Annotated in this window: 22 protein-coding genes; 11 read left to right on the forward strand and 11 right to left on the reverse strand. The window is 58.7% G+C overall.

Features of this window, described 5'->3' with window-relative positions:
* The first annotated feature begins 361 nt into the window (after positions 1 to 361).
* The 5 genes from FVV99_RS12970 (at position 362) to codB (ending at position 6,858) form a co-directional block, all read left to right on the forward strand.
* Positions 362 to 1,228: a nitrilase-related carbon-nitrogen hydrolase gene (locus FVV99_RS12970; protein WP_148254490.1), complete on the forward strand. Its 867-nt coding sequence runs from the start codon at positions 362 to 364 to the stop codon at positions 1,226 to 1,228.
* Between the two features lie 37 nt (positions 1,229 to 1,265).
* Positions 1,266 to 2,708, forward strand: a complete 1,443-nt coding sequence (gene hydA / locus FVV99_RS12975; RefSeq protein ID WP_148254548.1) for a dihydropyrimidinase — start codon at positions 1,266 to 1,268, stop codon at positions 2,706 to 2,708.
* A gap of 42 nt (positions 2,709 to 2,750) precedes the next feature.
* Positions 2,751 to 4,130 carry an NAD(P)-dependent oxidoreductase gene (locus FVV99_RS12980; RefSeq protein ID WP_148254491.1) on the forward strand — a complete coding sequence of 460 codons (1,380 nt, stop codon included), beginning with the start codon at positions 2,751 to 2,753 and terminating at the stop codon, positions 4,128 to 4,130.
* Positions 4,127 to 5,419 carry an NAD-dependent dihydropyrimidine dehydrogenase subunit PreA gene (gene preA, locus FVV99_RS12985; RefSeq protein ID WP_148254492.1) on the forward strand — a complete coding sequence of 431 codons (1,293 nt, stop codon included), beginning with the start codon at positions 4,127 to 4,129 and terminating at the stop codon, positions 5,417 to 5,419. Before FVV99_RS12980 ends, preA begins: the two co-directional genes overlap by 4 nt.
* 176 nt (positions 5,420 to 5,595) lie before the next feature.
* Complete coding sequence (gene codB / locus FVV99_RS12990; protein ID WP_148254493.1) at positions 5,596 to 6,858, forward strand: cytosine permease; 1,263 nt, start codon at positions 5,596 to 5,598, stop codon at positions 6,856 to 6,858.
* Positions 6,859 to 6,891: 33 nt separating this feature from the next.
* Here codB and FVV99_RS12995 read toward each other — a convergent pair whose 3' ends face one another.
* Together FVV99_RS12995 and FVV99_RS13000 are read right to left on the reverse strand one after the other, a co-directional pair.
* Positions 6,892 to 7,512, reverse strand: a complete 621-nt coding sequence (locus tag FVV99_RS12995; RefSeq protein ID WP_148254494.1) for a TetR/AcrR family transcriptional regulator — start codon at positions 7,510 to 7,512, stop codon at positions 6,892 to 6,894.
* A gap of 44 nt (positions 7,513 to 7,556) precedes the next feature.
* Positions 7,557 to 7,946: a glutaredoxin family protein gene (locus tag FVV99_RS13000; RefSeq protein ID WP_148254495.1), complete on the reverse strand. Its 390-nt coding sequence runs from the start codon at positions 7,944 to 7,946 to the stop codon at positions 7,557 to 7,559.
* A gap of 252 nt (positions 7,947 to 8,198) precedes the next feature.
* Here FVV99_RS13000 and FVV99_RS13005 point away from each other — a divergent pair, with 252 nt between their 5' ends.
* A complete protein-coding gene (locus FVV99_RS13005; RefSeq protein WP_148254496.1) occupies positions 8,199 to 9,080 on the forward strand; it encodes a DnaJ domain-containing protein in 882 nt (293 codons plus the stop codon).
* A gap of 3 nt (positions 9,081 to 9,083) precedes the next feature.
* Positions 9,084 to 9,497, forward strand: coding sequence for a hypothetical protein (locus tag FVV99_RS13010; RefSeq protein WP_148254497.1), 414 nt, complete (start codon positions 9,084 to 9,086; stop codon positions 9,495 to 9,497).
* Positions 9,498 to 9,504: 7 nt separating this feature from the next.
* On the opposite strand, the gene amt is transcribed toward FVV99_RS13010, so the two are convergent.
* Together amt and FVV99_RS13020 are read right to left on the reverse strand one after the other, a co-directional pair.
* Positions 9,505 to 12,858, reverse strand: a complete 3,354-nt coding sequence (gene amt, locus FVV99_RS13015; RefSeq protein WP_148254498.1) for an ammonium transporter — start codon at positions 12,856 to 12,858, stop codon at positions 9,505 to 9,507.
* 163 nt (positions 12,859 to 13,021) lie between these two features.
* Positions 13,022 to 15,364, reverse strand: coding sequence for a mechanosensitive ion channel family protein (locus FVV99_RS13020; protein WP_148254499.1), 2,343 nt, complete (start codon positions 15,362 to 15,364; stop codon positions 13,022 to 13,024).
* Positions 15,365 to 15,469: 105 nt separating this feature from the next.
* On the opposite strand from FVV99_RS13020, the gene FVV99_RS13025 reads away from it, so the two are divergent.
* The 3 genes from FVV99_RS13025 to FVV99_RS13035 are packed head-to-tail and all read left to right on the forward strand — an operon-like array spanning position 15,470 to position 17,934.
* Positions 15,470 to 16,216 carry a sulfite exporter TauE/SafE family protein gene (locus FVV99_RS13025; protein WP_148254500.1) on the forward strand — a complete coding sequence of 249 codons (747 nt, stop codon included), beginning with the start codon at positions 15,470 to 15,472 and terminating at the stop codon, positions 16,214 to 16,216.
* A 54-nt stretch (positions 16,217 to 16,270) separates the two neighbouring features.
* Positions 16,271 to 17,275 carry an amidoligase family protein gene (locus FVV99_RS13030; RefSeq protein ID WP_148254549.1) on the forward strand — a complete coding sequence of 335 codons (1,005 nt, stop codon included), beginning with the start codon at positions 16,271 to 16,273 and terminating at the stop codon, positions 17,273 to 17,275.
* Positions 17,272 to 17,934, forward strand: coding sequence for a gamma-glutamyl-gamma-aminobutyrate hydrolase family protein (locus FVV99_RS13035; protein WP_148254501.1), 663 nt, complete (start codon positions 17,272 to 17,274; stop codon positions 17,932 to 17,934). The genes FVV99_RS13030 and FVV99_RS13035 overlap by 4 nt, the downstream gene beginning before the upstream one ends.
* A 68-nt stretch (positions 17,935 to 18,002) precedes the next feature.
* On the opposite strand, the gene FVV99_RS13040 is transcribed toward FVV99_RS13035, so the two are convergent.
* Positions 18,003 to 18,434, reverse strand: a complete 432-nt coding sequence (locus FVV99_RS13040) for an OsmC family protein (RefSeq protein WP_148254502.1) — start codon at positions 18,432 to 18,434, stop codon at positions 18,003 to 18,005.
* A 285-nt stretch (positions 18,435 to 18,719) separates the two neighbouring features.
* Here FVV99_RS13040 and FVV99_RS13045 point away from each other — a divergent pair, with 285 nt between their 5' ends.
* Positions 18,720 to 19,610, forward strand: coding sequence for an aldo/keto reductase (locus FVV99_RS13045; RefSeq protein WP_148254503.1), 891 nt, complete (start codon positions 18,720 to 18,722; stop codon positions 19,608 to 19,610).
* 3 nt (positions 19,611 to 19,613) lie between these two features.
* On the opposite strand, the gene nfi is transcribed toward FVV99_RS13045, so the two are convergent.
* From nfi to FVV99_RS13075, 6 genes are all read right to left on the reverse strand, one after another.
* The gene (gene nfi, locus FVV99_RS13050) at positions 19,614 to 20,291 is read right to left on the reverse strand and encodes a deoxyribonuclease V (RefSeq protein ID WP_148254504.1); all 678 of its coding nucleotides are present in this window, start codon (positions 20,289 to 20,291) and stop codon (positions 19,614 to 19,616) included.
* 6 nt (positions 20,292 to 20,297) lie between these two features.
* Positions 20,298 to 20,717 (reverse strand): DUF1499 domain-containing protein, encoded by a 420-nt coding sequence (locus tag FVV99_RS13055; RefSeq protein WP_201745092.1) that lies wholly within the window; start codon positions 20,715 to 20,717, stop codon positions 20,298 to 20,300.
* Positions 20,718 to 20,862: 145 nt separating this feature from the next.
* Entirely contained in the window at positions 20,863 to 22,026 is a 1,164-nt protein-coding gene (locus FVV99_RS13060) for a mandelate racemase/muconate lactonizing enzyme family protein (protein WP_148254505.1), read from the reverse strand.
* Between the two features lie 10 nt (positions 22,027 to 22,036).
* Entirely contained in the window at positions 22,037 to 22,492 is a 456-nt protein-coding gene (locus FVV99_RS13065; RefSeq protein WP_148254506.1) for a tripartite tricarboxylate transporter TctB family protein, read from the reverse strand.
* Entirely contained in the window at positions 22,489 to 24,045 is a 1,557-nt protein-coding gene (locus FVV99_RS13070; protein WP_148254507.1) for a tripartite tricarboxylate transporter permease, read from the reverse strand. Before FVV99_RS13070 ends, FVV99_RS13065 begins: the two co-directional genes overlap by 4 nt.
* 155 nt (positions 24,046 to 24,200) lie before the next feature.
* Positions 24,201 to 25,160, reverse strand: a complete 960-nt coding sequence (locus tag FVV99_RS13075) for a Bug family tripartite tricarboxylate transporter substrate binding protein (protein ID WP_148254508.1) — start codon at positions 25,158 to 25,160, stop codon at positions 24,201 to 24,203.
* Between the last annotated feature and the right edge of the window lie 30 nt (positions 25,161 to 25,190).

The raw sequence follows: 25,190 nt of genomic DNA on the forward strand, positions 1-25,190 counted from the left end.
TCAGTTTTCATCATGGTTCAATTCCAATCTTCTCCTAAGACGAAAATAATGAAATTGTATTAATAAATTATTGATATAAAACAAAAAATATAAATATATAGTATAATTCTAATATGGTGCATCCACTCCCCAGATCAGTGAAAAAGTTCTCGAAACACAAACAAAGTCTTTCATTACAACAAGTTATAACCCGTCAACAATTCCACTAAAAATGGCTTGCACAACCCGACATATACGGTCTAGTTTTCAAAAAGCTGTCTACAAAGTCAGGTTTATAAAAAAGCATATAGCCATCGGACAAGATACGGATCAATCACGATGTAGACAGCTAAGACAACAATCACAGACTAGGTGGATCATCATGCAGAAGATGACTATTGGCCTCATCCAGATGGGTCTCAAGGCGAATACCGACCTGGACCCCGCGGCCATACGCGATGCCATGAACGAGGCGCATCTACCGTGGATACAGCAAGCTGCAGACGCGGGGGTCCAGGTGCTGTGCTTTCAGGAAGTCTTTAACCAGCCCTACTTCTGCCCCAGCCAGGATCCAAAGTGGTATGCCGCTGCCGAACGAGTCCCCGACGGTCCGACATGCAGGATGATGCAAGACCTTGCCGCCAAGTACCGCATGGTAATGATTGTGCCGATTTTCGAAGAAACCGATACGGGCGTGTACTACAACACGGCAGCCGTGTTCGATGCCGATGGCAGTTATCTCGGCAAGTATCACAAGACTCACATTCCCCAGGTCGCCGGGTTCTGGGAGAAGTTTTTCTTCAAGCCAGGCAAATCGGAATGGCCGGTATTCGAGACCGCTTACGGCAGGATCGGCGTCTACATCTGCTATGACCGTCACTTCCCCGAAGGTTGGCGAGCGCTGGCGCTCAATGGTGCCGAAGTCATCTTCAACCCTTCCGCCACAGTGGCTGGGCTGTCCCAGTATCTATGGGAACTGGAGCAACCCGCTTCTGCCGCTGCCAATGGCTGTTTCATTGCTGCCATCAACCGTGTCGGCACCGAAGTCCCCTGGAATATCGGAAACTTCTACGGCTCCAGCTACATCGTCAATCCTCGGGGACAGATCGAGGCCCAGGCCAGCGAGACCGAGGATGAGTTGCTGGTGCATGAAATCGATCTCGAGATGGTGCGTGAGGTGCGCAACAACTGGCAATTCTTCCGCGACCGGCGACCGGAAACGTATACGCGCCTGACCGACGGCGAATAATTTCCCTCGTCAATGACAAGCACAAGAGAGAGTGATGATGAGCGTATTGATCAAGGGTGGCACCGTGGTCACCGACAGCGATACCTATCGCGCCGACGTACTCTGTGCCAACGGCACGGTTCAGGCGATCGGCAAGGATCTGGATGTCCCCGCAGGCTGTGAGATCATCGATGCGTCCGGCCAGTATGTCATGCCGGGTGGTATCGATCCCCATACCCACATGCAACTGCCCTTCATGGGCACCGTGGCGAGCGAGGATTTCTACACCGGTACGGCAGCGGCCTTGGCCGGGGGAACCACCTCGATCATCGATTTCGTGATACCCAGCCCCGGCCAATCGTTGCTGGACGCCTTCGAAACCTGGCAGGGATGGGCCGAGAAGGCCGCCACCGACTATGCCTTTCATGTCGCCATCACCTGGTGGGATGACAGTGTGAGGCGGGACATGGAAACGCTGGTACGCGAGCATGGCGTCAACAGTTTCAAGCACTTCATGGCCTACAAGGGCGCCATCATGGCCACCGACGACATTCTGGTGGAGAGCTTCTCACGCTGCCTGGAACTGGGCGCCGTTCCCACTGTACATGCCGAAAACGGTGAGCTCGTCTACCACTTGCAGCAGAAGCTGCTCGCCGAGGGCATGACCGGTCCGGAGGCCCATCCGCTGTCGCGTCCACCGCAGGTCGAAGGTGAAGCGGCCAGTCGGGCGATCCGGATCGCCGGCACGCTCGGCGCCCCGATCTATCTGGTACACGTTTCCACCAAAGATGCCGTCGATGAGATCGCCTATGCCCGTCAGCAAGGCCAACCCGTCTACGGCGAATGTCTGGCCGGTCATCTGGTACTCGATGACAGTGTCTATCGCAACCCCGACTGGGGGCAGGCTGCGGCACATGTCATGAGCCCTCCTTTCCGTCCCGAAGGACATCAGGAAGCACTCTGGCACGGCCTGCAAGCCGGTAACCTGCAGACCACCGCCACCGACCACTGCTGCTTCTGTGCCGACCAGAAAGCCATGGGCAAGGAGGACTTCACCAAGATTCCCAACGGCACCGCCGGAGTGGAGGATCGCATGGCGGTGCTATGGGATGAAGGCGTGAATACCGGCAAGTTATCGATCAACGACTTCGTCGCTCTGACATCGACCAATACGGCCCGGATATTCAACCTCTACCCCCGCAAGGGCGCGGTCCAGGTCGGATCCGATGCCGACCTGGTGGTTTGGGATCCCAATGGGACCCGCACCATCTCGGCCGCGACCCACCATCAGAATATCGATTTCAACATCTTCGAGGGCAAGACGGTACGCGGCATTCCTCGACACACCGTCAGCCAGGGCAAGTGGGTATGGCGTGACGGTGAGCTACGTGCCGAACGGGGCGCCGGCCGCTACCTCGAACGGCCGGCCTACCCCGGCGTCTTCGAATTGCTTGAACGTCGTGCCGAACTGAACGCCCCCAAGGCGGTGCCGCGCCATTGAACGGCACGCGCTGGACGACCAGAACAACAAGAGGCAATTACCGTGATCAAGTCTATCAACCATCTGCCGAAGGTGGGCGACGACCCTGATGTCGACGCCCAGGGACTGGCCAGGAATTTCGACGACCTGCACCCACCTCTCACGCATCGCCAGGCGACGATCGAGAGTCAGCGCTGCCTGTACTGCTACGATGCGCCTTGTATCGAGGCATGCCCTTCGGATATCGATATCCCGCGTTTCATTCGTCAGATCAGCGAAGACAATATCAATGGCGCGGCTCAGACCATCCTCGAAGAAAACATCCTGGGCGGCAGTTGTGCGCGTGTTTGCCCCACCGAAGTGCTGTGCGAGCAAAGCTGCGTACGCAACCACGATGCCGAATGCCAGCCGGTGCTGATCGGCCTGCTGCAGCGCCATGCCACCGATCACATGCACTTCCCGAAGCACCCTTTCGAGCGAGGTGCCGAGACGGGACACCATATCGCCGTGGTCGGTGCCGGACCGGCAGGTTTGGCCTGCGCTCATCGCCTGGCGATGTTCGGCCACCGAGTGACGATCTTCGAAGCCGACGACAAACCCGGCGGACTCAACGAGTACGGAATCGCCCGTTACAAGATGACCGACGATTTCGCCCGCAAGGAAGTGGAATTCCTGCTTGAGATCGGCGGCATCGAGATTCGCCCTGGCCAGCGGCTGGGCGACAACCTGTCATTGTCGCGGCTGCATGCCGATTATGACAGCGTGTTCCTGGGGCTCGGACTGGGCACCAGTCGACAGCTCGAAATGACCGGCGAAGAGGCTCCCGGGCTCATGCCGGCCGTCGACTACATCAGGACACTGAGACAGACCGACGACCTTCGTCAACTGCCGTTAGCTCGGCGCTGCATCGTCATCGGTGCCGGCAATACGGCCATCGACATGGCCACTCAGATGGCACGCCTTGGCGCCGACGAGGTCACCCTCGTTTATCGCCGCGGCGAGGAGTCGATGCCCGCAACACACCATGAGCAGGACATCGCCAAGGCGAATCAGGTGAAGCTCATGACCTGGGCACGCCCCCGGCAGATACGCCTGGATGACCAGGGCCGAGTCACGGGCATGCAGTTCGAGACAACCCGCGATGACGACGGCCAGCTCGTCGGCACGGGAGAGACTTTCACTCTCGCAGCGGATGCCGTTTTCACAGCCATTGGCCAGCATTTCGACGCCATCTCGCTCCACGACCCACTGGCTAGCGAACTGGCTCGCGACGGCGAGCGCATTCATGTCGACGACGCCTTTCGGACGTCATTGCCCCGTGTCTATGCCGGTGGCGACTGCATCGCCCCGGGCCAGGACCTCACCGTCCAGGCCGTGCAGCATGGCAAGCTCGCCGCACACACCATTCACCAGGATATTCTGGCCAAGCAGGAGGCCGCATGAACGATATCGTCAATGGCATCGACCTCGGCATCGAATTCGCCGGTATCCAGTCCCCGAACCCCTTCTGGCTCGCCTCGGCGCCACCGACCGACAAGGCCTACAACGTGGAGCGCGCCTATGAAGCCGGCTGGGGTGGCGTGGTGTGGAAAACGCTGGGCGAAGAACCGCCCGCGGTCAATGTCTCGTCACGCTACTCGGCTCACTTCGGCAACAACCGCGAGGTACTGGGCTTCAATAACATCGAACTGATCACCGACAGGTCACTGGAGACGAACCTGCGTGAGATCACCGAGGTCAAGCAGAGATGGCCCGACCGGGCACTGATCGTATCGATCATGGTGCCCTGCGAGGAAGCCTCATGGAAATATATCCTGCCCTTGGTGGAAGCGACCGGTGCCGATGGCATCGAACTCAACCTGGGATGTCCCCATGGCATGCCGGAACGCGGCATGGGGGCCGCAGTCGGGCAGAATCCGGACCTGATCGAGCAAGTCACCCGCTGGTGCAAGCAGTACTATGCCAAATCCGTGATCGTAAAGCTGACGCCCAATATCACCGACATTCGGGCACCGGCCCAGGCGGCCTTGCGTGGCGGCGCCGACGCGGTGTCGCTGATCAATACCATCAATTCGATCACCGGGCTCGATCTCGACAACATGGTCGCCAGGCCGACGGTGGGCAACCAGAGTACCCATGGTGGCTACTGCGGCAGCGCCGTGAAGCCCATTGCCCTCAACATGGTCGCCGAAATCGCACGCGATGATCCGACCCGGCAGCTCCCCATCTCCGGTATCGGAGGCATTGCCAACTGGCGGGATACCGCAGAATACGTGGCACTGGGCGCCGGCAGTGTACAAGTATGCACCGCCGCCATGCTCAACGGTTTTCGCATTGTCGAGGAGATGAAGGACGGGCTATCACGCTGGATGGCAGAGAAGGGCTACCGAACCATCGATGAGTTCACCGGCAAGGCCATCGCCAATACCACGGACTGGAAACACCTCGATATGAACTTCAAGACCATCGCACATATCGATCAGGATCGGTGTATCCAGTGCGGGCGTTGCTATATTGCCTGTGAAGACACATCCCACCAATCGATCGCCAAGCTGATCGATGCCAGCGGCGCCAGACGCTACGAGGTGATCGAGGAAGAGTGCGTCGGCTGCAACCTCTGTCAGATCACCTGCCCCGTCGATGACTGTATCACCATGGTGCCGCAGGCAACCGGCAGACCCTACATGAGTTGGGACAACGACCCGCGCAACCCTTTCCGCAAGGCCAGTTGAATGGCGAGGCCTCTTGGGAAACCATCGGGTCCTGCGGTTCATTCATGATCCTCTATCCATACCGACCGTTCGATCATCAGCCCATCGAGGGTGCGGTATGGATCGAGGTATGGCACGGTAATTGCCTGTATTCAGGCGTACTGCAGTGTCGTCGCCCTATCCGCTTGGAGTCTGCCATGGAACATTCCGACTACCCCCTGAGTGAAGTCCCCGATACGTCACGCAAGGGCCTGCTGTCCACTTCGGTGGTCTTGTTGGGCTTCACCTTCTTTACCGCCACCATGTGGGCCGGTGGTTCCCTGGGTACCGCATTCTCATTTGGCGAACTGCTGTTCGTCATCTTGATCGGCAACCTACTGTTGGGTGCCTATGCTGCCGTACTCGCCTACATTGCCTGCAAAAGCGGCCTCAACGCGGTGCTGATGGGCCGCTTCTGTTTCGGGGAAGCCGGCAGCAAACTTTCCGATTTCATCCTCGGCTTCACTCAGGTCGGCTGGTATGCCTGGGGTACCGCGACTATCGCCATCGTGCTCGTCAAGACAACGGGGCTGCCTCAGTGGATGGAAACCCCTCTGATGGTTCTGTTCGGTTTCGCTTTCTGCATTACGGCCATGATCGGCTTCAAGGGCCTGGATTGGCTATCCCGCATTGCGGTTCCCGCCATGATGCTGTTCATCGTCCTCAGTCTTTATACGGGGCTGGTCGACGTGGGAGGATTGTCCGGACTCCATGCACAGGCGCCCACGGACTCCATGAGCTTCGCCGCTGCGGTCACAGTCATCATGGGCACCTTCATCAGTGGTGGTACACAAGCGACGAACTGGAGCCGCTTTGCACGTACCCCCAGGATTGCCGTCATCGCTACCCTGGCGGCCTTCTTCGTCGGTAATGGCTTGATGGTGCTGACCGGTGCGCTGGGGGCCATGATCTATCAGCAAGCCGATATCGTCGATGTGCTGATTGCTCAGGGATTCGTGACGATCGCCGTACTGATGCTGTTTCTCAACCTTTGGACGACACAGGACAACACCATCTACAACTTCGCTGTGGCCGGTTGCAATCTGTTGCGTACCGAAAAACGCCGCCTGGTGACCGTTGGAGGCGCTGCCATTGGCACCGTACTTGCCGTCGGCGGCATGTACGATTTATTGATCCCGTTTCTGGTGCTATTGGGCACGTTCATTCCACCGATCGGCGGTGTGATCATGGCCGACTTCTGGCTGAAGCACAAAGGGCATTACCCGACACTAGCCACGGCCAATCTGCCGGCCTACAACTATCGGGGGCTCATGGCATATGTCATCGGCTCGGCAGCCGCCTATTTCTCTCCACTGCTTCCCCCCTTGGTCGGTGTGCTGCTTGCTGCACTCAGCTATGCGCTACTACTGAAACTCGCCGACTCGGCGTCAATGACCGAGGCGACCAAGGCCAAAAGTTGATCCGTATGCAATGCCGGGGCCACGGGAGTGCACCTATGGCGTCAGCCCGATCCCCCGCAGTATCACAGAGGTCACCGACTGCACCGCCTTCTCGAATTGCAGGTCATCGAGAGGGTGGTCGTCGTTGAGCAGATAGATCTGATAATCGAAATCAGCGTAATGCTGTGTCGACGCCCAGATCATGTACAGCAGGTGTGATGGCTCCACCGGAAGAATACGACCATCATCGATCCATTCGCGTATCTTGGCTTCCTTGAGCTTGGCCCACTCGTAGAGGTTGTCACGCAAGTGTTCCTGCAGAACCGGTGCTCCATGCATCACTTCCGATGCCCACACCTTGGAGCCGTGTGGTCGAGTCCGGGAGTGATTCATCTTGGCTCGTATGTAGCTCGACAAGACGATGCGCGGGTCATCATACAATTCGAAACACAAGGCATCCTGCTTCCATACCTCCAACAGCCCCAGCAGTACCTCACGATACAGCTCCTCCTTGGTCACGAAATAGTAATGGACATTGGATTTGGGAATCTCCACCAGCTGGGCAATATCGCCCATGGCGGCACCGGCGTACCCCTTTTCCGCGAAGACCTGCTCGGCTGCCAACAGGATTCTTTCGACATTGCGTCGGCGGATCTCGCCCTTCTTCTTTGCCATTAACGCCACACCCTAACTCGTTGAACCCCTATCGCCTCGCAATATCATTGCTCGCTCTCGGCAAACCGTCGGCGCAGATAGACGATGATATCATCCGACTCGTAGAGCCATTCTACCTGACCGTCTTCATGGATTATTCGCAGGCAGGGCACTTTGACGCGTCCACCGCCCATCTTGAGGGCTTCACGATGCTCGGGGTCCAGCTGCGCATCGCGCACCTCGATCGGCAGATCCAAGCGGGTCATTTCACGGCGCACCTTGATGCAGAAAGGGCAACTCCTGAACTGGTACAGAGCTAGCTGACAACAGGCTCGCTCAATGTCTGCCTGCACTTCGGGCTCGCGCTGTACCTGTCGCGAGGTTCCTAGCCTCTCGGCGACCCAGATCACCGGGCTCAGTAGCTTGTAGATGACATTCTCGGCATGTGAACTCATGTATGTCTCGCTCGTCCCGATTAAACCATGCATTCCAGACTCCACGCGGGTGACTCTCATCCAGCATAACGCTTATACACGGCGATTGTCGGCACGCATGCGGTCCATCACCCTGGCTATCAATATTTCGGCGTATCCGCCGATAGCGATGGGGGTGGACTTGCCAAGTATGGGGCGCCGAGGCGACCATACAGGGGAGCAACCGCCCATTCGCTCATGACAAGAACCTCATCGCCTTGGGAGTCACAAGGTATGGCCCTTGCTCGTTTTTCCCCTTTTGAACTGCTGCTGCTCAAAAGCCGTCATCAGACCGACACTGCCGGCTTGCTGTTGATGGCCTGGGTGTTGGCCAGCAAGGGACACATCACTGATCCTGATCGGCAGCGATTCGCCGATCTGGCCCATGAGTTCCGCCATGGGCACGATCTGGAGCCCTTGATCGAGATTGCCGTTGCTCAGGATCTCGCCGCCATACAGCTAGCAGCGGAGGTACTGCACAAGGATTCCGGTGGCGAGCGGGCCTACCCCTTCCTGCGTCAGGCGACGGCGCTGGCGGTGAATGATGGCAAACTGACCACCGCCAACTATCATATCCTGTGTTTTCTCGCCGACTTGCTGGGTGTCGCTCCAGCCGAGTTCGCGGCCCTGTTCGAAGCGACGACAGGCAAGGCCTTCGAAGCCCCCGAAGACCCCAGCCGTACGGCTTACTGGCAAGCCAAGGAGCGGCAACAGGGCCATCGGGAACAGTCTCAAGAACGGTCGGAGCAGGCTCAGCAGGATGAACACCAGCAGTACGGATCGAGAGAAGAACGGCATGAGGAGCGTGAACAGCAGCAAAAGCGCAAGCACGAGTACAGCTGGCAGCGCAATGATTACCGTCACCACCAGCGCCACGAGCAGCATTCGCGGGCTCACCAGTCTCCGCCTCCCAATGACAGGACACGCAGGGCATTGGCCGTTCTTGGGCTGGAACCCGGTGCCAGTCGTAATGAAATCCGCAAAGCCTATCGGCGCCTCGCACAGCTTCACCATCCTGACCGGGTCTTCGCCAAGGGGGAAGCAATGACCGCTTCCGCTTCACAACGCTTTCAACGCATCAAGAAAGCCTATGATTACCTGATGGAGGCAAGCTGAGTCATGCGTGACCTCTATCAACGCCTGGGCGTCGACAGTCGGGCCAGTGACGACACCATCCGACAGGCGATCGATGCCTGCAAGCACAATGCACTCAAGACAGATGCCCGTACCGTGCTGGAAGTGAAATCCCGCCGCGAAGAGTATGATCGCCTGCACGCCACCTTGACCGACATAGGCCGTCTGCGTGCCCGCCTGGGACTCACCCATGGCCCTTACTGGCAGGACAATGTCGCCAATGATTTCTCGCTGCCACCGGATACCAGTGTTCCCCACCATGACGCCTTGCTATCGAGAGTCGCGCAGGCCGTGACCTTGCATAACCGCTGGCATCGCTATCGTGCCCCCTGGTTGGTCGGCGGACTCTTTGCCCTGGGCATTATCCTGGGCATTGCCTTGTGCCACTGGCTGCTCTGAATGGCCGCTAGCGAGGCATGACTCTCACCTTGGTCCCGACGCATTCCGTCAACGGCTGCGGTGCACCGAACAGGTAGCCTTGCGCATAATCCACACCCAATCGCTGGAGCTGGTCCAGGATGGCCTCATGTTCGACATACTCGGCGATAGTCGACAACCCTAGCGTGTGACCGACAGTATTGATGGCCTCCACCATGGCGCGGTCGATGGCATCATGATGGATATCGCGGATGAAGTGTCCATCGATCTTGAGAAAATCCACCGGCAACTGTTTGAGATACCCGAATGACGACAGGCCCGCGCCAAAATCATCCAATGCGAACAGACAGCCCTCGGCACGCAGCGCCTCGATCAGCGTCGTGACACTGGATAATTGCGAGATTGCCACGCTTTCGGTGATCTCGAAACACAAGGTGCCCGCCGGTAACGCTGCATTCGATACTTGCTGACGGAGCTCTTCACAGAAACGCTCATCGGACAGTGACGCCCCAGACAGGTTGACCGACCAAAGGCCGCACCGTTCGCCGCTACGACACGCGTCGGATAACCATGCCAACGTATTGCGTACTACCCATCGATCGATTTGCGGCATGAGGTTATAACGTTCAGCGGCAGGCATGAAGGCCCCTGGCTCCACGAACCGCCCCTGTTCTTCCAGACGCACCAGAATTTCGTGACACGGCTCATGGTCTCGAACCTGAACCCCGACGATGGGTTGCACGAACAATCGCAAGGCGTCGCTATCGAGTGCGGCTTGCAACCGCGGTACCCATTGCAGTTCACCATGACGCGCCTTGAGCGCGCGGTCATCGGGCTGATAGCAGCGCACGCGATTGCGTCCCGCTTCCTTGGCGGCATAGCAGGCAGCATCGGCAGCACTGAGCACCTCGCTCATGGGCGTACCGGGAGTTACCGGCATTAGTCCGATGCTGACGCCAATGGAAAAGATGCGCCCTTCCCAGGCAAATCGGAACGCCTCGATGGCCTGACGAATGTCATTGGCAATCGCTTCGGCCTTGTCGAGGGGACAGTTCATGAACAGGAGACCGAATTCATCCCCGCCAAGACGAGCCAGCATATCCGCACTGCGTATCCGCGACCCCAACAGGCGCGCAATCTGACGCAACAGCTCATCGCCGGCCATATGGCCGCATGTGTCATTGACGACCTTGAACTGATCGAGGTCCAGATAGCAAAACACATGTTCCCCGCGAGGGTCGTCGATAAGCTCACGCAAATGTGTCTCGAAGGCACGTCGGTTCGCCAGATCGGTCAAGGCGTCATGACTGGCTTGATAGTTGAGCTTGCGCGACAGATCGCGCGTCAATGCCATGTCCTGAAATACCACGACCGCTCCGAGGGTCATGCCTTCGCGCGAGCGAATCGGTGCCGCTGAATCCTGTACCGGATGATGACCGCCGTCACGTCCGAGCAGCAGATGCGGTGATGTGGCAGCAATCGATCGTCCAGACGACAGCACTCGACGAGCGGTGTTTTCGACACGAACCCCGCTATGCTCATCGAGGAGTTGATAGATGCGCGAAATCGGCTGTCCCTTGGCTTCCATCTGACTCCATCCGGTCAGACGGCTGGCTTCACGGTTGAGGAAATCGACATGTCCGGATGCATCGGTCGTGATCACGCCGTCACCGATCGACGCCAGGGTGACCTGCGCCAGTTCTCTCTGCTGGTTGATTTGCTCTTCAAGCCGCTTGCGCTCAGTGATATCCCGCACCATGCCCGAATATTCCGCCTGCGAACCATGGGCACCTTCGCTGACCTGAATTTCCAGATAGCGAACGTCATCATCGGCATGACGCAAGCGTAACTCACGACGCTCCCCGGGTGGCGGCATTGTCTCATTCATCAATGCACTCAACGGTTGCCCGATCAGGCAGGCGGAATCGACGTCGAACAGTTGTTCCGCCCCCGGGTTAAGGCTCGTCAAGGTTCCATCGGCTCGCCAGGTCACGACGCCATCGCGCATGTTGCGCAATACGACCTGCGTCTGCGCCATGGCTTTCTCCAACGCCGCCGACACTCGATTGTAACTGGCCGCGATCTCTCCTACCTCGGTGAAGGGATCCGCCTCGACCCGTCCCTGAACATCGCCACGATGTTCATGTTCACGCATGCGTTCGAGTAGCTCATGCAGCTCGGTACGAGCTCCATGTTCCGCCATGTTGAGCCCCAGCCGTTCGGCGTCATGACTAACGCGTAACGGCAGCCATCTATCGATACCACGAATCAACAGCCACGCTAGCCCAAAACTCCAAACGGCACAGACTGCGATGCCCATCAGTTGCACCAGGACCTGCTCGCCCCGAGGTAACCCTGTTCCCAAAGCAGTCGCATCGCCCCAAATACCGACCGCCAGCGTTCCCCAGATACCTGCTGTCAGGTGAGCCGGTACCGCCCCTACGGCATCGTCGATCCGATGCACCAGCAACCATTCACTGGATATCACCATCAAGAGACCACTGATGGCGCCAACCATGAGCGATTCCCCCGGTGACAAGGCATGGGCACCGGCAGTCACGGCCACTAGCCCAGCGATGGCGCCGTTCATGGCATACAAGACATCGGCATAGCGACGGAGACGCCATCCCAGCAACATGCCGGAAAGCACACCGGCGACCGCTGCCAGAACCGTGTTGACCAGAATGCCCGGAACTCGGGCATCGAAAGCAAGGGTGCTGCCGCCATTGAAGCCAAACCAACCCAGGAACAGCAGCAGCGTCCCCAGCATGGCCATAGGCAAGTTACCGGCCGGAACGGTTCGGGCACGCTCTCCTTCAATGAAACGTCCCTGCCGCGGTCCGATACGCAGAATGGCGGCAAGGGCCACCCAACCGCCTACGCTGTGCACCACGGTAGAACCGGCAAAGTCAACGAACCCGACACCCGCTAACCATCCCGCTTCTCCGACCAGTACACCGCCCCAAGCCCAGTGACCGAACACCGGATAGATAAGCACACCGATCAACAGGGCGATGAGCAGGTAGACGAGAAATGGCATGCGTTCGGCCACGGCACCGGACACGATCGTCGCCGCTGTTGCACAGAACATGGCTTGAAACAGGAAGACACTGAGTTCCCACCCACCCGCCGAGGACAGTTGCAGGCCGAAGTGATCGGTACCCAACCACCCCTGGTAACTGGTGCCAAACATCAAGCCGAAACCCAATGCCCAGAATGCACTGACAGCCACGGCAAAATCGACGAGATTTTTCATCGCCACGTTGATGGCGTTCTTGGTGCGCGTCACACCGGCTTCCAGGCACAGGAAACCACCCTGCATCAAAAACACCAGCACCGCCGACAGCAGTACCCAAAGGGTGTCCAGCTGAATCGCTTGCATCCCCTTGCTCCCTGATAGTGCGCGGCTTGCACTCATTTAGGTCGTTATGGCAACGCTTCGGCCAACCAGTAACGCTTAAGGCCGGCGGTTAGCCGAATCATTGCGTTTCACAGCCACGCTCATATCAGAGAAAGCAAAAATAGTGCCATCTCATGGCATTACTTCACTGCGACGGTGCAGGGTCGGGAGATCCTCCACGGCTGCTGGTGTCACCACGCGGGTCCGCCACTCCGGCTTCCCCCGGGCGCCGACCGCTTGCATCATGCCCGTCATCGGCAGCCTCATCACCGGCTGCCGACTGATCTCCTCCCTGGGATTCCATATGCAAGCTCAATCGTGGCATGGCCATTTCCAGCCCATCCGCCTCCAGACGTTGTTTGACACGCAGGTTGAACGCGCGAGCAACGTCCCACTGCATGACCGGAGCGGTACGCATGCGCATCCGCAGAATCGCCGCGCCATCCTCGAAACTTTCGACGCCCTGCATCTCCAGCGGAGACCAGATATGGTGGCGCATGACCGGATCCTGGCGAAGATCCTCAGCCACCTCGCGCATGAGGGTAACGGCATCGTCGATCTTCATGGCATGTGGAATGCGCACCTTCATCAACGCAATACCGAACTGACGGGACATATTGTGGATCGACGTGATCTGGCTGAAGGTGATGATATGCACGACGCCATCCAGATCGCGCAATCGCACCGTCCGTAGCGTCAACCCTTCGACCGTGCCCATATGCCCCCCCAGATCGACGAAGTCATCGATCGCCAGGGAGTCTTCGATCAGGATGAACATGCCGGTGATCAGGTCTTGCACCAGGGTTTGTGCACCGAAACCGATGGCCAGGCCGATCACACCGGCACCAGCCAACAGCGGCGTGACATTGACGCCGAGATTGGCTAGCCCGACGATGGCGGCAATCACCACGATGGTGGCGAAAATCACGTTGCGAATCAGTGGCGTGATGGTCTGCGCACGCGCACTGTTCACGCGTCGACCACGTGCCTTGGTCGATGACATCAACGCTCGCTGGATCGCTGTATCGGCAAAGATCCAGGCCAACCATGCCAGCAGGACGGTAAACCCGATCGCCAGTAATGCCTGGCCGATACGGGCACTGGCGGCATCACTGCCGACGCCCAGTAGCGAGGCCCCCCACACCCGCAGCGACAGTTCGGCGAACACGACCCAGCACAGGATATGTGCCAGCGTATAGCCGAAGCGTTCCAAGCGTTTACGATACTGGGAAATCCGCCTGCGCCGGGTAATCAATTCACCATGGCGGCGAATCAACCCCGTCACGACGAAGGTCAGAACCAACAGGGCGGAGCAGATGATGGCCCGGGTCAACGCATCGCCGACATTACCCACTGAAACGAATATAGCCACCAAAGAGGCGACGACCATCAACATGGCCGGAATGTGCCATAAACCGCCCAATACCCGAATGACGTCATAGCTGGTGCTGCGCTGCTTGCGTTGTGAATAGGGACGATTGCGGATCAGGTGTTTGACGTGGCGCTTGTAACGCAGGATGAACCCTCCGCTCAGCAACGCTGCCAGTGCATTGGCGAACACAGCGACCAGACCGGCCAGATGATCGCCGAGCAGTTCGGTCAGTCGACTGGAATCCAGGGCATCCGCCAATGCCACCAACGCCCCGATGGCGAACAAGCGTCGTAATGCTTGCCGTCGCAGCAATGTCACGGCAGTGTAGCGGTGACCGCGCGTGAATACCGAAAACACGGTCTCGCAAATCAGTGACAGCAAGCGCCCGCACAAGGCGATGTATGCCACCACCAGTGCCAGGGTACGTCCCGGGCTGGAAGGGATGAATTGTGCCAGAGCCAGCATCAGAGCGAATGCCAATAACCAGGGCGACAGGCGACGCAGGAAATGCACCACCAACCACCAGGTACGAGGCTCGCGGGGTAACATCAATGGCCACTCTCGTCGTCTCGCCAACAAGCGGCTGGCGGCGATCAAGGCCAGCAGCAAGGCTACCCAGATCCCCAGCATGACGGCCGCCTCGACCGCCAGCCGGAACGTCTCGGCATGTCCCGTATCCCTGGCGATCGTCTCGACCTCGAGCCAGGCCTGTCGTAACTGCTGCTGCCAGATATCGAGCGGGGAGCGTCCTGACTCCGCCCGCTGTCCCAGATCGCTGACCGTCTCTGCCAACGCTCCGAGCAAGCCTTCAGGGGACGCCTCCCCCTCTCCCCCTTCGGCTTCACCGGCAGCCTGGCGCAATTCCTTGAGATTCGCGACAAGCTCCTCGCGACGCTGATCGTTTTCCAGCGTTGCAATCACTTCATCGAGCGATCGTAGGAATTCCTGCGGGTCGCGCTCTGTGTTCTGCGATTCACTGTCTCCCCCGCCACCGGCAAGTCCCGGCAGCGTCAAAGACTGGGCGTTTACGCCCATCGGTGCCAACAGCAGCAGTATCAACAGACCAAACGATAGCCACTGAACAAACCCGACAAACGGACATACAGGACGAAGCATGATCCCTCCATGACGAATGCTCTGGACAGAGTCTGCACGGCATACAATCCACGGTACAGTAGGGAGCACTGTCAAATCCTCTTAAAGGTAAGGATACGCGACTTCATGCTGCCTGATTATTCACTTTTCGCTTGGGGACTCATCGTTTTCGCCACTTACATCACCGGCATTTCCAAAGGCGGTTTCGCGGGCGGGTTTGGAGGGCTGTCCGTCCCTTTGATGGCGATTGCCATCGGTCCCGTGGAAGCTGCCGGACTCCTTCTGCCCCTCCTGATCGCGATGGATGTTTTCAGTATTCGTGCCTGGTGGGGCAGGCACTCGCGCTTCGAGGTACGCCACCTGCTTCCCGGGGCCATCGTGGGGATTGCCATCGGCACGATGTTGAGCGGCGTGCTCAATGATGATGCCATTCGGTTGATCCTCGGTATTCTCTCGATCCTGTTCGCCGCCTATATGTTCTTTCAGCCTTCCAACCCTCGGCAGCCTCATTCTTTATGGGCCTGGCCGGCCGGGATCGGCTGCGGTTTCACCAGCTTCCTGGCCCATGCAGGCGCTCCACCAGTGAATCTTTACCTGATTCCTCGTGGACTCGACAAAGCGACCTTTATCGCCACCTGCGTCGTCACCTTCACGGCCATCAACTTACTGAAATTGGGCCCTTATCTCTGGCTCGGTGAGATCAACACCGCCAGCGCCGGGGCTTCACTTCTGCTGATTCCGGTCGCATGGGTCGGTGTACGCAGCGGACTCTGGCTGCAACACCGCGTCAGCGAACGACTATTTTTCCGGCTGATCATCGTTTCGATGGCCACCATTGGCGTGCAATTGATACTCCAGGCCTTACATGGCTGACGTGCCAAGCAGCGAATATGATAAGCTCGCAGCATTACGACCTCAGGAGTCATGATGGTTCCACAAACGCCACCATGCCCCAGCTCGCGCGATGACCGGCCACGTCGCGTGGGTGTGGAAATCGAATTTGCCGGTATGCTGCCCCAGGATGCCGCGCAACTGGTACATGACCTGTTCGGTGGTCACATCGACCTTATCAGCCCCCATCGCCTGCGTGTGACTGACACCCGCTGGGGCGAATTCGCCATCGAACTCGATGCCCAATACGCCCATCCGGACAGCAAGGTGGTCGATAAACCTGCCAAGGGCGATGACGAGTGGAACCATCAACGACATCAGATGCGTGTTGACCTGCATAACCGCACACGTGAACTGATTGGCGACGTCGTCGCCGGCCTGGTGCCTACGGAGATCGTCTGCCCGCCGGTTCCATGGAACGAACTCGGTGAGCTCGACGCCCTGTTCGATGGCTTGAGACATCATGGCGCCAAGGGTACCGATGCCAGCCTGCTCTACGGCTTCGGCCTGCACCTCAATCCTGAAGTCCCGTCCACGGACGTTGCCAGCCTGCTCGCCCACTTGCGCTCCTATCTGTTGCTGGCTGAGTGGTTACGCGACCAGATCGATATCGATATCACCCGCGAAGTGCTGCCCCACGCCAACCCTTTTCCCAAGTCTTATGCCATCAAAGTGCTCGATCCCGACTATGCGCCGACGCTCGACACATTGATCGACGACTATCTGGAAGACAACAATACGCGCAACCGGGAACTCGACCTGCTGCCGCTGTTTGCGCATCTGCGACCGAACCACCCGCATCGACTCTTCCATGATGGCCTGGTCAAGCCACGGCCAACGTTCCATTATCGCCTGCCCAACGCACAACTCTCCACGCCGGACTGGGGATCGGTGATCGAATGGAACCGCTGGTTGGAAGTCGAGCGACTGGCCGCCGACCTGCCTTGCCTCGAAGCTCATTCCCGCGAGTATCTCGACCATCATACGCAGTCGCCAATGTCACGCTGGTTGGACAAATTGCGAGGCTGGATGCAGGAATGACGCGCCCCCTGATCGGTATCACCACCTCGGATCGCAAGAGCCGCATCGCTTGGTGGTTCGATTGGCTGGCCGTCCGTCGACACGGGGGGATTCCCTTGCGGCTCTCGCCTTCGCGGTCACGCCCGGATCATCTTGACGGTTTGATCATCGGTGGCGGCGATGATATCGAGGCCCATTTGTATGGTGGGGAAATGCAACTCGACGTCCGCGTCGACCCCGAACGCGACCGCCTGGAACTCGAACTGCTTGAACGGTTCATCCCCAGTAATTGTCCCGTCCTGGGCATTTGCCGTGGCGCCCAATTGATCAACGTCTACCTCGGCGGCACGCTCGATACCGATATCTACAGTACCCATAAGAGCCTCAAACGACGGCGCACGGTACTGCCGCGCAAGACGGTCGATATCGTGCGAGGAAGCCGACTTCACCGCCTCCTGCGTGTCAGTTGGTGTCGTATCAACAGCCTCCACCATCAGGCCGTCCAACGCACCGGAGACGGCGTCGACATCGTCGCACGTGATCGCGATGGATTGGTGCAGGGTATCGAATCGCGGGAATACGACTTCTTGATCGGCGTCCAATGGCATCCCGAATGGCTGATTTTCAACCGCCCACAACAGCGTCTGATCCGTGCCTTGATCCGCGCCGCAGTGCGTTGAGTATCACCATACGACGCCGCCCCGGGAAGGGCCGACGTCGTCATGCCATCAACGCATGAAAGCAGTGTTCAGCTCTCCAACTTGGCGGTAAGGGTGATTTCCGCATTGAACAACTTGGAAATCGGACATCCCGCCTTGGCCTTGTTGGCAGCATCCTGAAAGGCGCTCTCATCGGCACCGGGGACGCGGGCCGCGGTATCCAGGTGGATATGAGTCACGCTAAAGCCATCATCATCCGGTTCAAGCGTCACCGTGGCTTCCGTCTTGATGCTGTCCGCTTCGAGCCCGGCTTCGCCCAGAATCATCGACAATGCCATGGAATAACAACTGGCATGAGCCGCACCGACCAACTCTTCCGGATTGGTCCCCGGCTCGCCTTCGAAACGATGCTTGAAGCCATACGGATTATCCTTGAGCGCACCGCTCTGAGTGGATACTTTCCCTTTGCCTTCCTTCAGACTGCCTTGCCACTCAGCGGATCCTGTCTTCTTGATGCTCATACTACCTCCGGGTTGTCACCGATTGACGTAAGTTTCCTTGGTCAAGCGTATTGTCCTCGCTGTTGGTTACCAGTGTTTTGCATCGTGCATCAGCGCCGGCCACCTCAGTGTAGGTCGTCTCCTCGCACGAATCGAACGAAACACCCGCCCTTTCCTATTCATGCGGCACGCACCGCCGATATTCAAGCATCGCGAGTCACATTGACTCGCTATTCCTTGCTCTTGCCTTCACTCGACACATTCCCCAATACTGATTGGAAAGTCTTTCCACATAGAGAGGAATGTATGACTGTTTCGACACATCCGACCGTCCGTTTAACCGCCACTTCCCAACTGCCAGCCGTCGACCTGCCTGTAGTCGGCCAAGGCACCTGGTACATGGGCGAGGGATTGGCCCCGGAACGTGATGAAATCCAGGCCCTGCAACAAGGGTTGGATCTCGGCCTGACACTGATCGATACCGCCGAGATGTACGGCAATGGTGGCGCGGAAACGGTCGTGGGCAAAGCACTGGAGAATCGTCGCGACGACGCCTTTCTCGTCTCCAAAGTGTTCCCCTGGAATGCCGGGCGGGACAGTACCATGACGGCTTGCGAGCGCAGCCTCGAGCGACTGGGGACCGACTATCTGGATCTATACCTGCTGCACTGGCCCGGCAGCATTCCCCTAGAGGAAACGTTAGAGGCATTCGAGCGCCTGCAGACACAAGGCAAGATCGGGCGTTTCGGCGTGTCCAACTTCGATGTCGACGACATGCAGCGACTTGCGGCCTTGCCCGGCGGCGGCAACTGCGCCATCAATCAAGTGCTGTACCATCTCGGCTCTCGCGGCATCGAGCATTCGCTGCGTCCCTGGCAACGTGACCACGGCATGCCCGTGATGGCTTACTGCCCGCTGGCACAGGGTGGACGTCTGGGCCAGGACTTGCTGAATGATACCGCCATCGTGACGCTCGCCCGGGAGCGGGATCTGACACCGGCACAACTCCTGCTCGCCTGGGCAACACGGCCCATCGACGGGCAACGTGACGTCGTGGCCATCCCCAAGGCCGTTGGCAGCCAGCATGTCAGCGATAACGCCAGTGCCCTTGGTATCGAGCTGGATAGCGATGCCATAGCACAGCTCGATAGCTGGTATCCCGCCCCCACCGCCAAGACCTCCCTGGATATCGTGTAGCCTTCATCCGCGTCGCGATGCGAGCCGATCTGCCAGCCGGGTCGGCTCAGGCAATTTGGTACGGCCCAGGCAACTCACCACCCAGGTGAGCGACGACTCGAGGCATAGACGATGACCCGGCGAGACATAAACCGGCTTGACGCCACGACGAGACCGCAACACTGCCCCGAGCGTCTCCGTGTTACCGCGAACGTCACGCTCCCAGAGCGGGGTCCAGCCGCCACGTTCGCTCGGCACCTCGCCATGCCGGCCACACAGACGTTTCTTGGCAATACCGATCGTGGGCAAGTCCAACCATAAACCGAGGTGGGAAGCGACGCCCAGTCGACGCGGATGCGCGATACCCTGGCCGTCCACCATGACCAAGTCGGGCATCTGCCCAAGTCGGGAAAAGGCACACAACGCTGCCGGCACCTCTCGAAACGAGAGCAGACCGGGTATATAAGGCATGCGTGTCGGTTCCCGATGCACGGCCCGCTCGACGACATCGAGGCCGGGCCAAGCCATCACGACAACCGCCGCGCGCGTCGTGTTACCGTCATCCTCGAAACCGATGTCGACACCGGCAATACGCTCGACAGGCGTGAGTCTATCCTGGCGTTCGACACGACCGGCCAGACGCCGTTGCAATGCCACAGCCTGTGCCGGCGTGACGTCCCAGTCATGCAATGGCATAGGCACGTCGTGTCAGTCGCAGAACCCCCACCCATCGAGCAGCATACGCAACTTCTCGACACGGGCGCGGTTCTTGCCCAGATCGGTCACGCCCAGACGTGAAGCGCTGCGCACATGACAGACCCTCTCCTCGTCGCTCCACAGGAACTCCAGGTCATCGACGAACCCCAGCAGCGGCGAGTGGCATTCGGCATGCAGATAATCGTCCTGCATGGTGACGATCTCGACGTCTTCACATCCTTCGATCGCGATGCGTAAACGCGACATCAACTCGTGCTGGCTGCGATTGCCCGGATCGATCGGTGCCACATAGTGGGCGTTATCGTCGGCTTGGCTACAGACACCATTGGAGGATGCCGAGCAACCGGCCAATCGACCGTGGTGCACTCCGAGATTGGATGGGCGCTTGCGCGTCAAGGGATTGGTCATCATGGCAGCGACCCTCGCTATCGATCAGTGGACTTTATCAGTAATACGTTATGGTCTTTGCTTCCAACCATCGCAATGAATTATGGAAAACAATTCCATATACTGGATTAACCATAGCAAGTCTCGAGTATACTGCCAAGCCGCCCCGTTACAACGATTCGTTGAACAGTGCCATGAGTTCCTGCTTGTCCTCGAAACCAATACCCGGGACGCGTGGAATGGCGACCCGTCCTTGCTCGATCGGGGTAGAATCCGCAAACCCGCCGAAAGGCGCGAAGACGCGCGGATAGGATTCGTTCCCCCCCAACTTCAAGCCTGCCGCGATACCGAGCGCGAATTGGTGTCCACCATGAGGAATGCACTGACGCGGCGACCAGCCATGCGCTTTCAGGACATCGAGCATGCGCAGGTACTCCACCAACCCATAGGACAGCGCCGGATCCATTTGCAGGACATCACGGTCGGAACGCATACCGGCATAGCGCAGAAGATTGCGTACATCCTGGTGCGAGAAGAGGTTCTCGCCGGTTGCCGAGGGCGGCGCATAATGTTCGCTCAGTTGTAACTGTAACGCGTAGTCGAGCGGATCGCCCGCTTCTTCGAACCAACGTAGACCATAGGGGGCCATCCCTTCGGCAAACGCCAGCGTCGTCTTGAGGTCGAAGCGACCATTGGCATCCACCGCCAGGCACCGAGGATCGCCGACCACATCCAGAGCCGCTTCGATACGACGGAGGTCATCTTCAAGCGGCACTCCACCGATCTTCATCTTGGTGGCGGTATAGCCCATGGTCAGGTAATCCTGCATCTCATCTTGCAGACCGCGAATCTCCTTGCCGGGGTGGTAATACCCACCGGCGGCATAGACGGACACCTGGGGATCGGGCTCCCCATCACCGAAACGGTCAGCCAGTAGCTGGGCAAGCGACTGACGCTCTACCTTGGCGACGATGTCCCAGATCGCCATGTCGATGATGCCCACTGCCACCGAGCGCTCACCGTGGCCACCCGGTTTCTCGTTAGCCATCAGGATGTCCCAGACGCGAAAGGGATCCAGATTGTTGCCGGTGTCATCCACCAATGACGCGGGGTCGGCCTCCCTCAGGCGCGGCAGGAAACGCTCACGCAGCAAACCGCTCTGAGCATAGCGACCATTGGAATTGAAGCCATACCCGACGACGGGACGGCCATCGACCATGACATCGGTATGAATGGCCAGCACCGATACATCCATTTTGGCGAACGAGATGTAGGCATTGGCAATGTCGGAGGCAATCGACACGCGTGCCTCCCGTATATCAGTGATTTTCATGAATCGATCCTTACATCAAGAGACCCGTCGGCAAGCGCACGTTGAGCACTTCCTTGAATGTCAGATAGAACGTACCGATCAACAGCAGGATGGCTGGCGTCCAGCGTGCCAACCGCTGCCAACGCACCACGCCTTCGACGCGGGCGAGATACCAGGTCAGCGCATAGAAAGCGATCACGGTCGATACCAGAAAACCGATAGCGTCGATCGCCATCCACCAGGCAAAAAAGCCGATGATCACGACGAGCAGCCGGCGTGGACTGCCGGTGATCTCGATACGCCGCTCCCCGGGGCGAATGAATCCTTTGAGCACCAGTATCAACGAGAGCAAGACCAGGATGACCAATACCGCCCGGGGGAAAATGATGCTCAACCGCCCCATGTCGGCGCGCGGAAGCCATAGGGCAGCGGCAAAGGCCAGTCCCACCAGACCGGCGACGATATCGGTATTGAGACGAACGATCATACTTCGCCCTCCCGATTCCGGTTCGCTTCCGTCGTATCGGTGACCTTGGCCAAGCGGCCGCTACGCTCCAACCAGATGGGTATCAGTGCAGAGGCAGCCCCCACCAGCACCAGACCTGCCAGGACCTTGGACAAGGGGTTCTCGACCAGCCGTAACCAGGGAACAGGATCGGCGACCGCAGCGAGCATCGTCTGCACATAACCTTGTTCGGCGATGCCCCCCAGTATCAACCCCAGCACGATCGGAGCCGCGTGAATGCCAATCAGCCTGAGAAAGTAACCCGCCGTGCCCAGAGCCAGCATGATCCCGACGTCGAGGAAGCTGTTACGCAAGGCGAATGTCCCCAGGATCGTCACCATGGCGATGCTGGGGACCAGAAAATAATAGGGTGTACGAATCACCACACGGTGGATGAGCCGCCCCCCGATCAGACCGACAGGCAGCAACATCAAGGCGGCAAGGCCCATGGACAGAATGAATCCGTTGGTCAGCACCCCGGTTTCGGTGAACAAATCGATCCCCGGGCGCAAGCCGTGCATCAGCAATACCCCCAGAATGATGGCATCCGGCGGGGCACCGGGAATGCCGAGCGTCAACAGCGGTACCATGCTGCCCGCCACCATGACGTTATTGCTCGACTCCGAGGCCACGACGCCTTCGAGATTACCCTTGCCGAAGCTGCTGGGGTCTTTGGAAAACCGCCGCGCTTCGTTGTAGGCCACCAAACTGGTGACGTTGCCACCCGCCCCGGGAATGATGGCCACGAGTTGGCCAATCAGGCAGGAACGAATCAAGTTGACCGGCTTGCCGAAGATTTGACGGGCGATACGGCCGATCGACAGTTCCCGTTTGCGCATCTCTCCGCCGCTCGGGAGCGCGCCTCGGCCTTCCGCTGCCATCGTCAACAGTTCAGGGATCACGAACAGTCCGATCAACGCCACGATCAGCTCGACGCCCCCTTGCAAGGGCGGGAATCCGAAGGTGAAGCGGGTTTCGCCACCAATCGGTGACACGCCGATGGTGCTCAGCATCATGCCAATACAACCCGCCAGCAGCCCCTTGAGCAGTGAGCCACTGGAGAGGCTAGCAACCAGGGTCAGTCCCAGCATCGCCACCCAGAACATTTCGGCGGGACCGAACGCGACCGCCAGACGGGCCAGTGGTGGTGCCAGAATCAACAGGAAGATGACACCGACGACGCCACCTGCGACCGACGCCATGGTCGCGCCTGCCAGCGCTTCGTAAGCGCGTCCCTGGCGCGCCATCGGATAACCATCGAAGGTAGTCGCTATGGACGACGGTGTACCTGGTGTATTGATCAGGATGGCAGTAAAGGCGCCGCCATAGATCGACCCCATGTAGACGGCCCCCAGGGCGATCAAGCCTTGAAGCGCTTCCATGGAGAACGTGAACGGAAGCAGGACGGCCAAGGCCATGGTCGCTGTCAATCCGGGTAATGACCCGATGAACAGTCCCAACGACACCCCGACCAGCACGGTCAATATGCTTTCAATGGTCAGCAGCGAGGACAACGCCTGCAACAGCATATCCATCTATGTCTCTCCAACAGTGGTGTCGACGAGTGTCATGGCGCCACTTGCCGCAGCGAAAGGGGCCGGAGATCGGCAGGCGACATGAATCGTCAGGACAGCGTGTCAAAAAACTGCCCGGCTCCGGTGTCCCGGAACCAGGCAGCGAGGAGAGATGATCAGTCCTCTTCCGATGCACTCTGGAGGATAGGCTCATAAGCCTCGCGCAACATCGCGACCACCTCATCGACTTCCTCACCCGTGATATCTTCCATCACGAAGCCGAGCGGTTCCTGCTTGGACGCGATTTCCTCATTGGCCTTGGCGAACGCCTCTTCCAGGGTCTCGACGACTTCATCCGGCGTACCCTTGGGAACGGCAACCCCGCGATAGGCACCGCCAACGATATCGTAGCCCTGTTCCTTGAATGTCGGCGCATCGGGCAATGCCTTGACGCGCTCTTCGGAAGCCACGGCCAGGACACGCGCACTATCCTCCATCTCGGTTCCCAGCATGGTGTAGTTGAAGATGCCGGAGAGATGGTTGCCTTCGATCGCCCCTTTCAGCGGCCCGGTGCCGGTAAACGGAATGTACGTCAGATCGATGCCTGCTTCCTCCTCGAAACGCAGCATATCGAGATGGTTGGCACTGTAGGTACCACTTCCACCCAGCGTGATGGCTTCCGGATTCTCCTTGGCGTCTTCGACCAGATCGTCGAGCGTTTCATAGGGGCTGTCATCGGGTACGATCAACGCATTTGGCGTGGAGTGGAAAAACGTCACGATGCGCCAGTCGTCAGTTTCGAAACCGGCATCGCTGCGCTGAATCGGCTGACCGATGATATGCGGGATGTTGACCCCTATAATCTCGTAACCATCCGGCTCGGCATTGTTCTGGAACTGACTCCAGGCAACGGCGCCACCACCGCCCGGCTGGTGCGTCACGTTCACGCTGACACCCAGCTCTTCTTCGAGAATCGGCTCCTGAAAGCGCGCTGTCACATCTGATTCACCGCCCGGATTGAAGGGGATGATGTAAGTAATATCTTCCTCGGGATAGTCGGCCTGCACGGCAGTGCTCATGCCGACGACGGCCAGAGCCGAAACGGCCACGACTAGCGGCTTACGGATAAATTTCATTTGGCATGCTCCAGATCGTTGTTATCCGGT

Source organism: Aidingimonas lacisalsi, from assembly GCF_008079445.1.
GTDB classification, from domain to species: domain Bacteria; phylum Pseudomonadota; class Gammaproteobacteria; order Pseudomonadales; family Halomonadaceae; genus Aidingimonas; species Aidingimonas lacisalsi.

Coding starts and splice junctions, on each gene's coding strand:
- FVV99_RS12970 (WP_148254490.1), top strand. CDS start 362: ATGCAGAAGATGACTATTGGCCTCATCCAGATGGGTCTCAAGGCGAAT.
- hydA (WP_148254548.1), top strand. CDS start 1,266: ATGAGCGTATTGATCAAGGGTGGCACCGTGGTCACCGACAGCGATACC.
- preA (WP_148254492.1), top strand. CDS start 4,127: ATGAACGATATCGTCAATGGCATCGACCTCGGCATCGAATTCGCCGGT.
- codB (WP_148254493.1), top strand. CDS start 5,596: ATGGAACATTCCGACTACCCCCTGAGTGAAGTCCCCGATACGTCACGC.
- FVV99_RS12995 (WP_148254494.1), bottom strand. CDS start 7,512: ATGGCAAAGAAGAAGGGCGAGATCCGCCGACGCAATGTCGAAAGAATC.
- FVV99_RS13000 (WP_148254495.1), bottom strand. CDS start 7,946: ATGAGTTCACATGCCGAGAATGTCATCTACAAGCTACTGAGCCCGGTG.
- FVV99_RS13005 (WP_148254496.1), top strand. CDS start 8,199: ATGGCCCTTGCTCGTTTTTCCCCTTTTGAACTGCTGCTGCTCAAAAGC.
- FVV99_RS13010 (WP_148254497.1), top strand. CDS start 9,084: ATGCGTGACCTCTATCAACGCCTGGGCGTCGACAGTCGGGCCAGTGAC.
- amt (WP_148254498.1), bottom strand. CDS start 12,858: ATGCAAGCGATTCAGCTGGACACCCTTTGGGTACTGCTGTCGGCGGTG.
- FVV99_RS13020 (WP_148254499.1), bottom strand. CDS start 15,364: ATGCTTCGTCCTGTATGTCCGTTTGTCGGGTTTGTTCAGTGGCTATCG.
- FVV99_RS13025 (WP_148254500.1), top strand. CDS start 15,470: ATGCTGCCTGATTATTCACTTTTCGCTTGGGGACTCATCGTTTTCGCC.
- FVV99_RS13030 (WP_148254549.1), top strand. CDS start 16,271: ATGGTTCCACAAACGCCACCATGCCCCAGCTCGCGCGATGACCGGCCA.
- FVV99_RS13035 (WP_148254501.1), top strand. CDS start 17,272: ATGACGCGCCCCCTGATCGGTATCACCACCTCGGATCGCAAGAGCCGC.
- FVV99_RS13040 (WP_148254502.1), bottom strand. CDS start 18,434: ATGAGCATCAAGAAGACAGGATCCGCTGAGTGGCAAGGCAGTCTGAAG.
- FVV99_RS13045 (WP_148254503.1), top strand. CDS start 18,720: ATGACTGTTTCGACACATCCGACCGTCCGTTTAACCGCCACTTCCCAA.
- FVV99_RS13055 (WP_201745092.1), bottom strand. CDS start 20,717: ATGATGACCAATCCCTTGACGCGCAAGCGCCCATCCAATCTCGGAGTG.
- FVV99_RS13060 (WP_148254505.1), bottom strand. CDS start 22,026: ATGAAAATCACTGATATACGGGAGGCACGCGTGTCGATTGCCTCCGAC.
- FVV99_RS13065 (WP_148254506.1), bottom strand. CDS start 22,492: ATGATCGTTCGTCTCAATACCGATATCGTCGCCGGTCTGGTGGGACTG.
- FVV99_RS13070 (WP_148254507.1), bottom strand. CDS start 24,045: ATGGATATGCTGTTGCAGGCGTTGTCCTCGCTGCTGACCATTGAAAGC.
- FVV99_RS13075 (WP_148254508.1), bottom strand. CDS start 25,160: ATGAAATTTATCCGTAAGCCGCTAGTCGTGGCCGTTTCGGCTCTGGCC.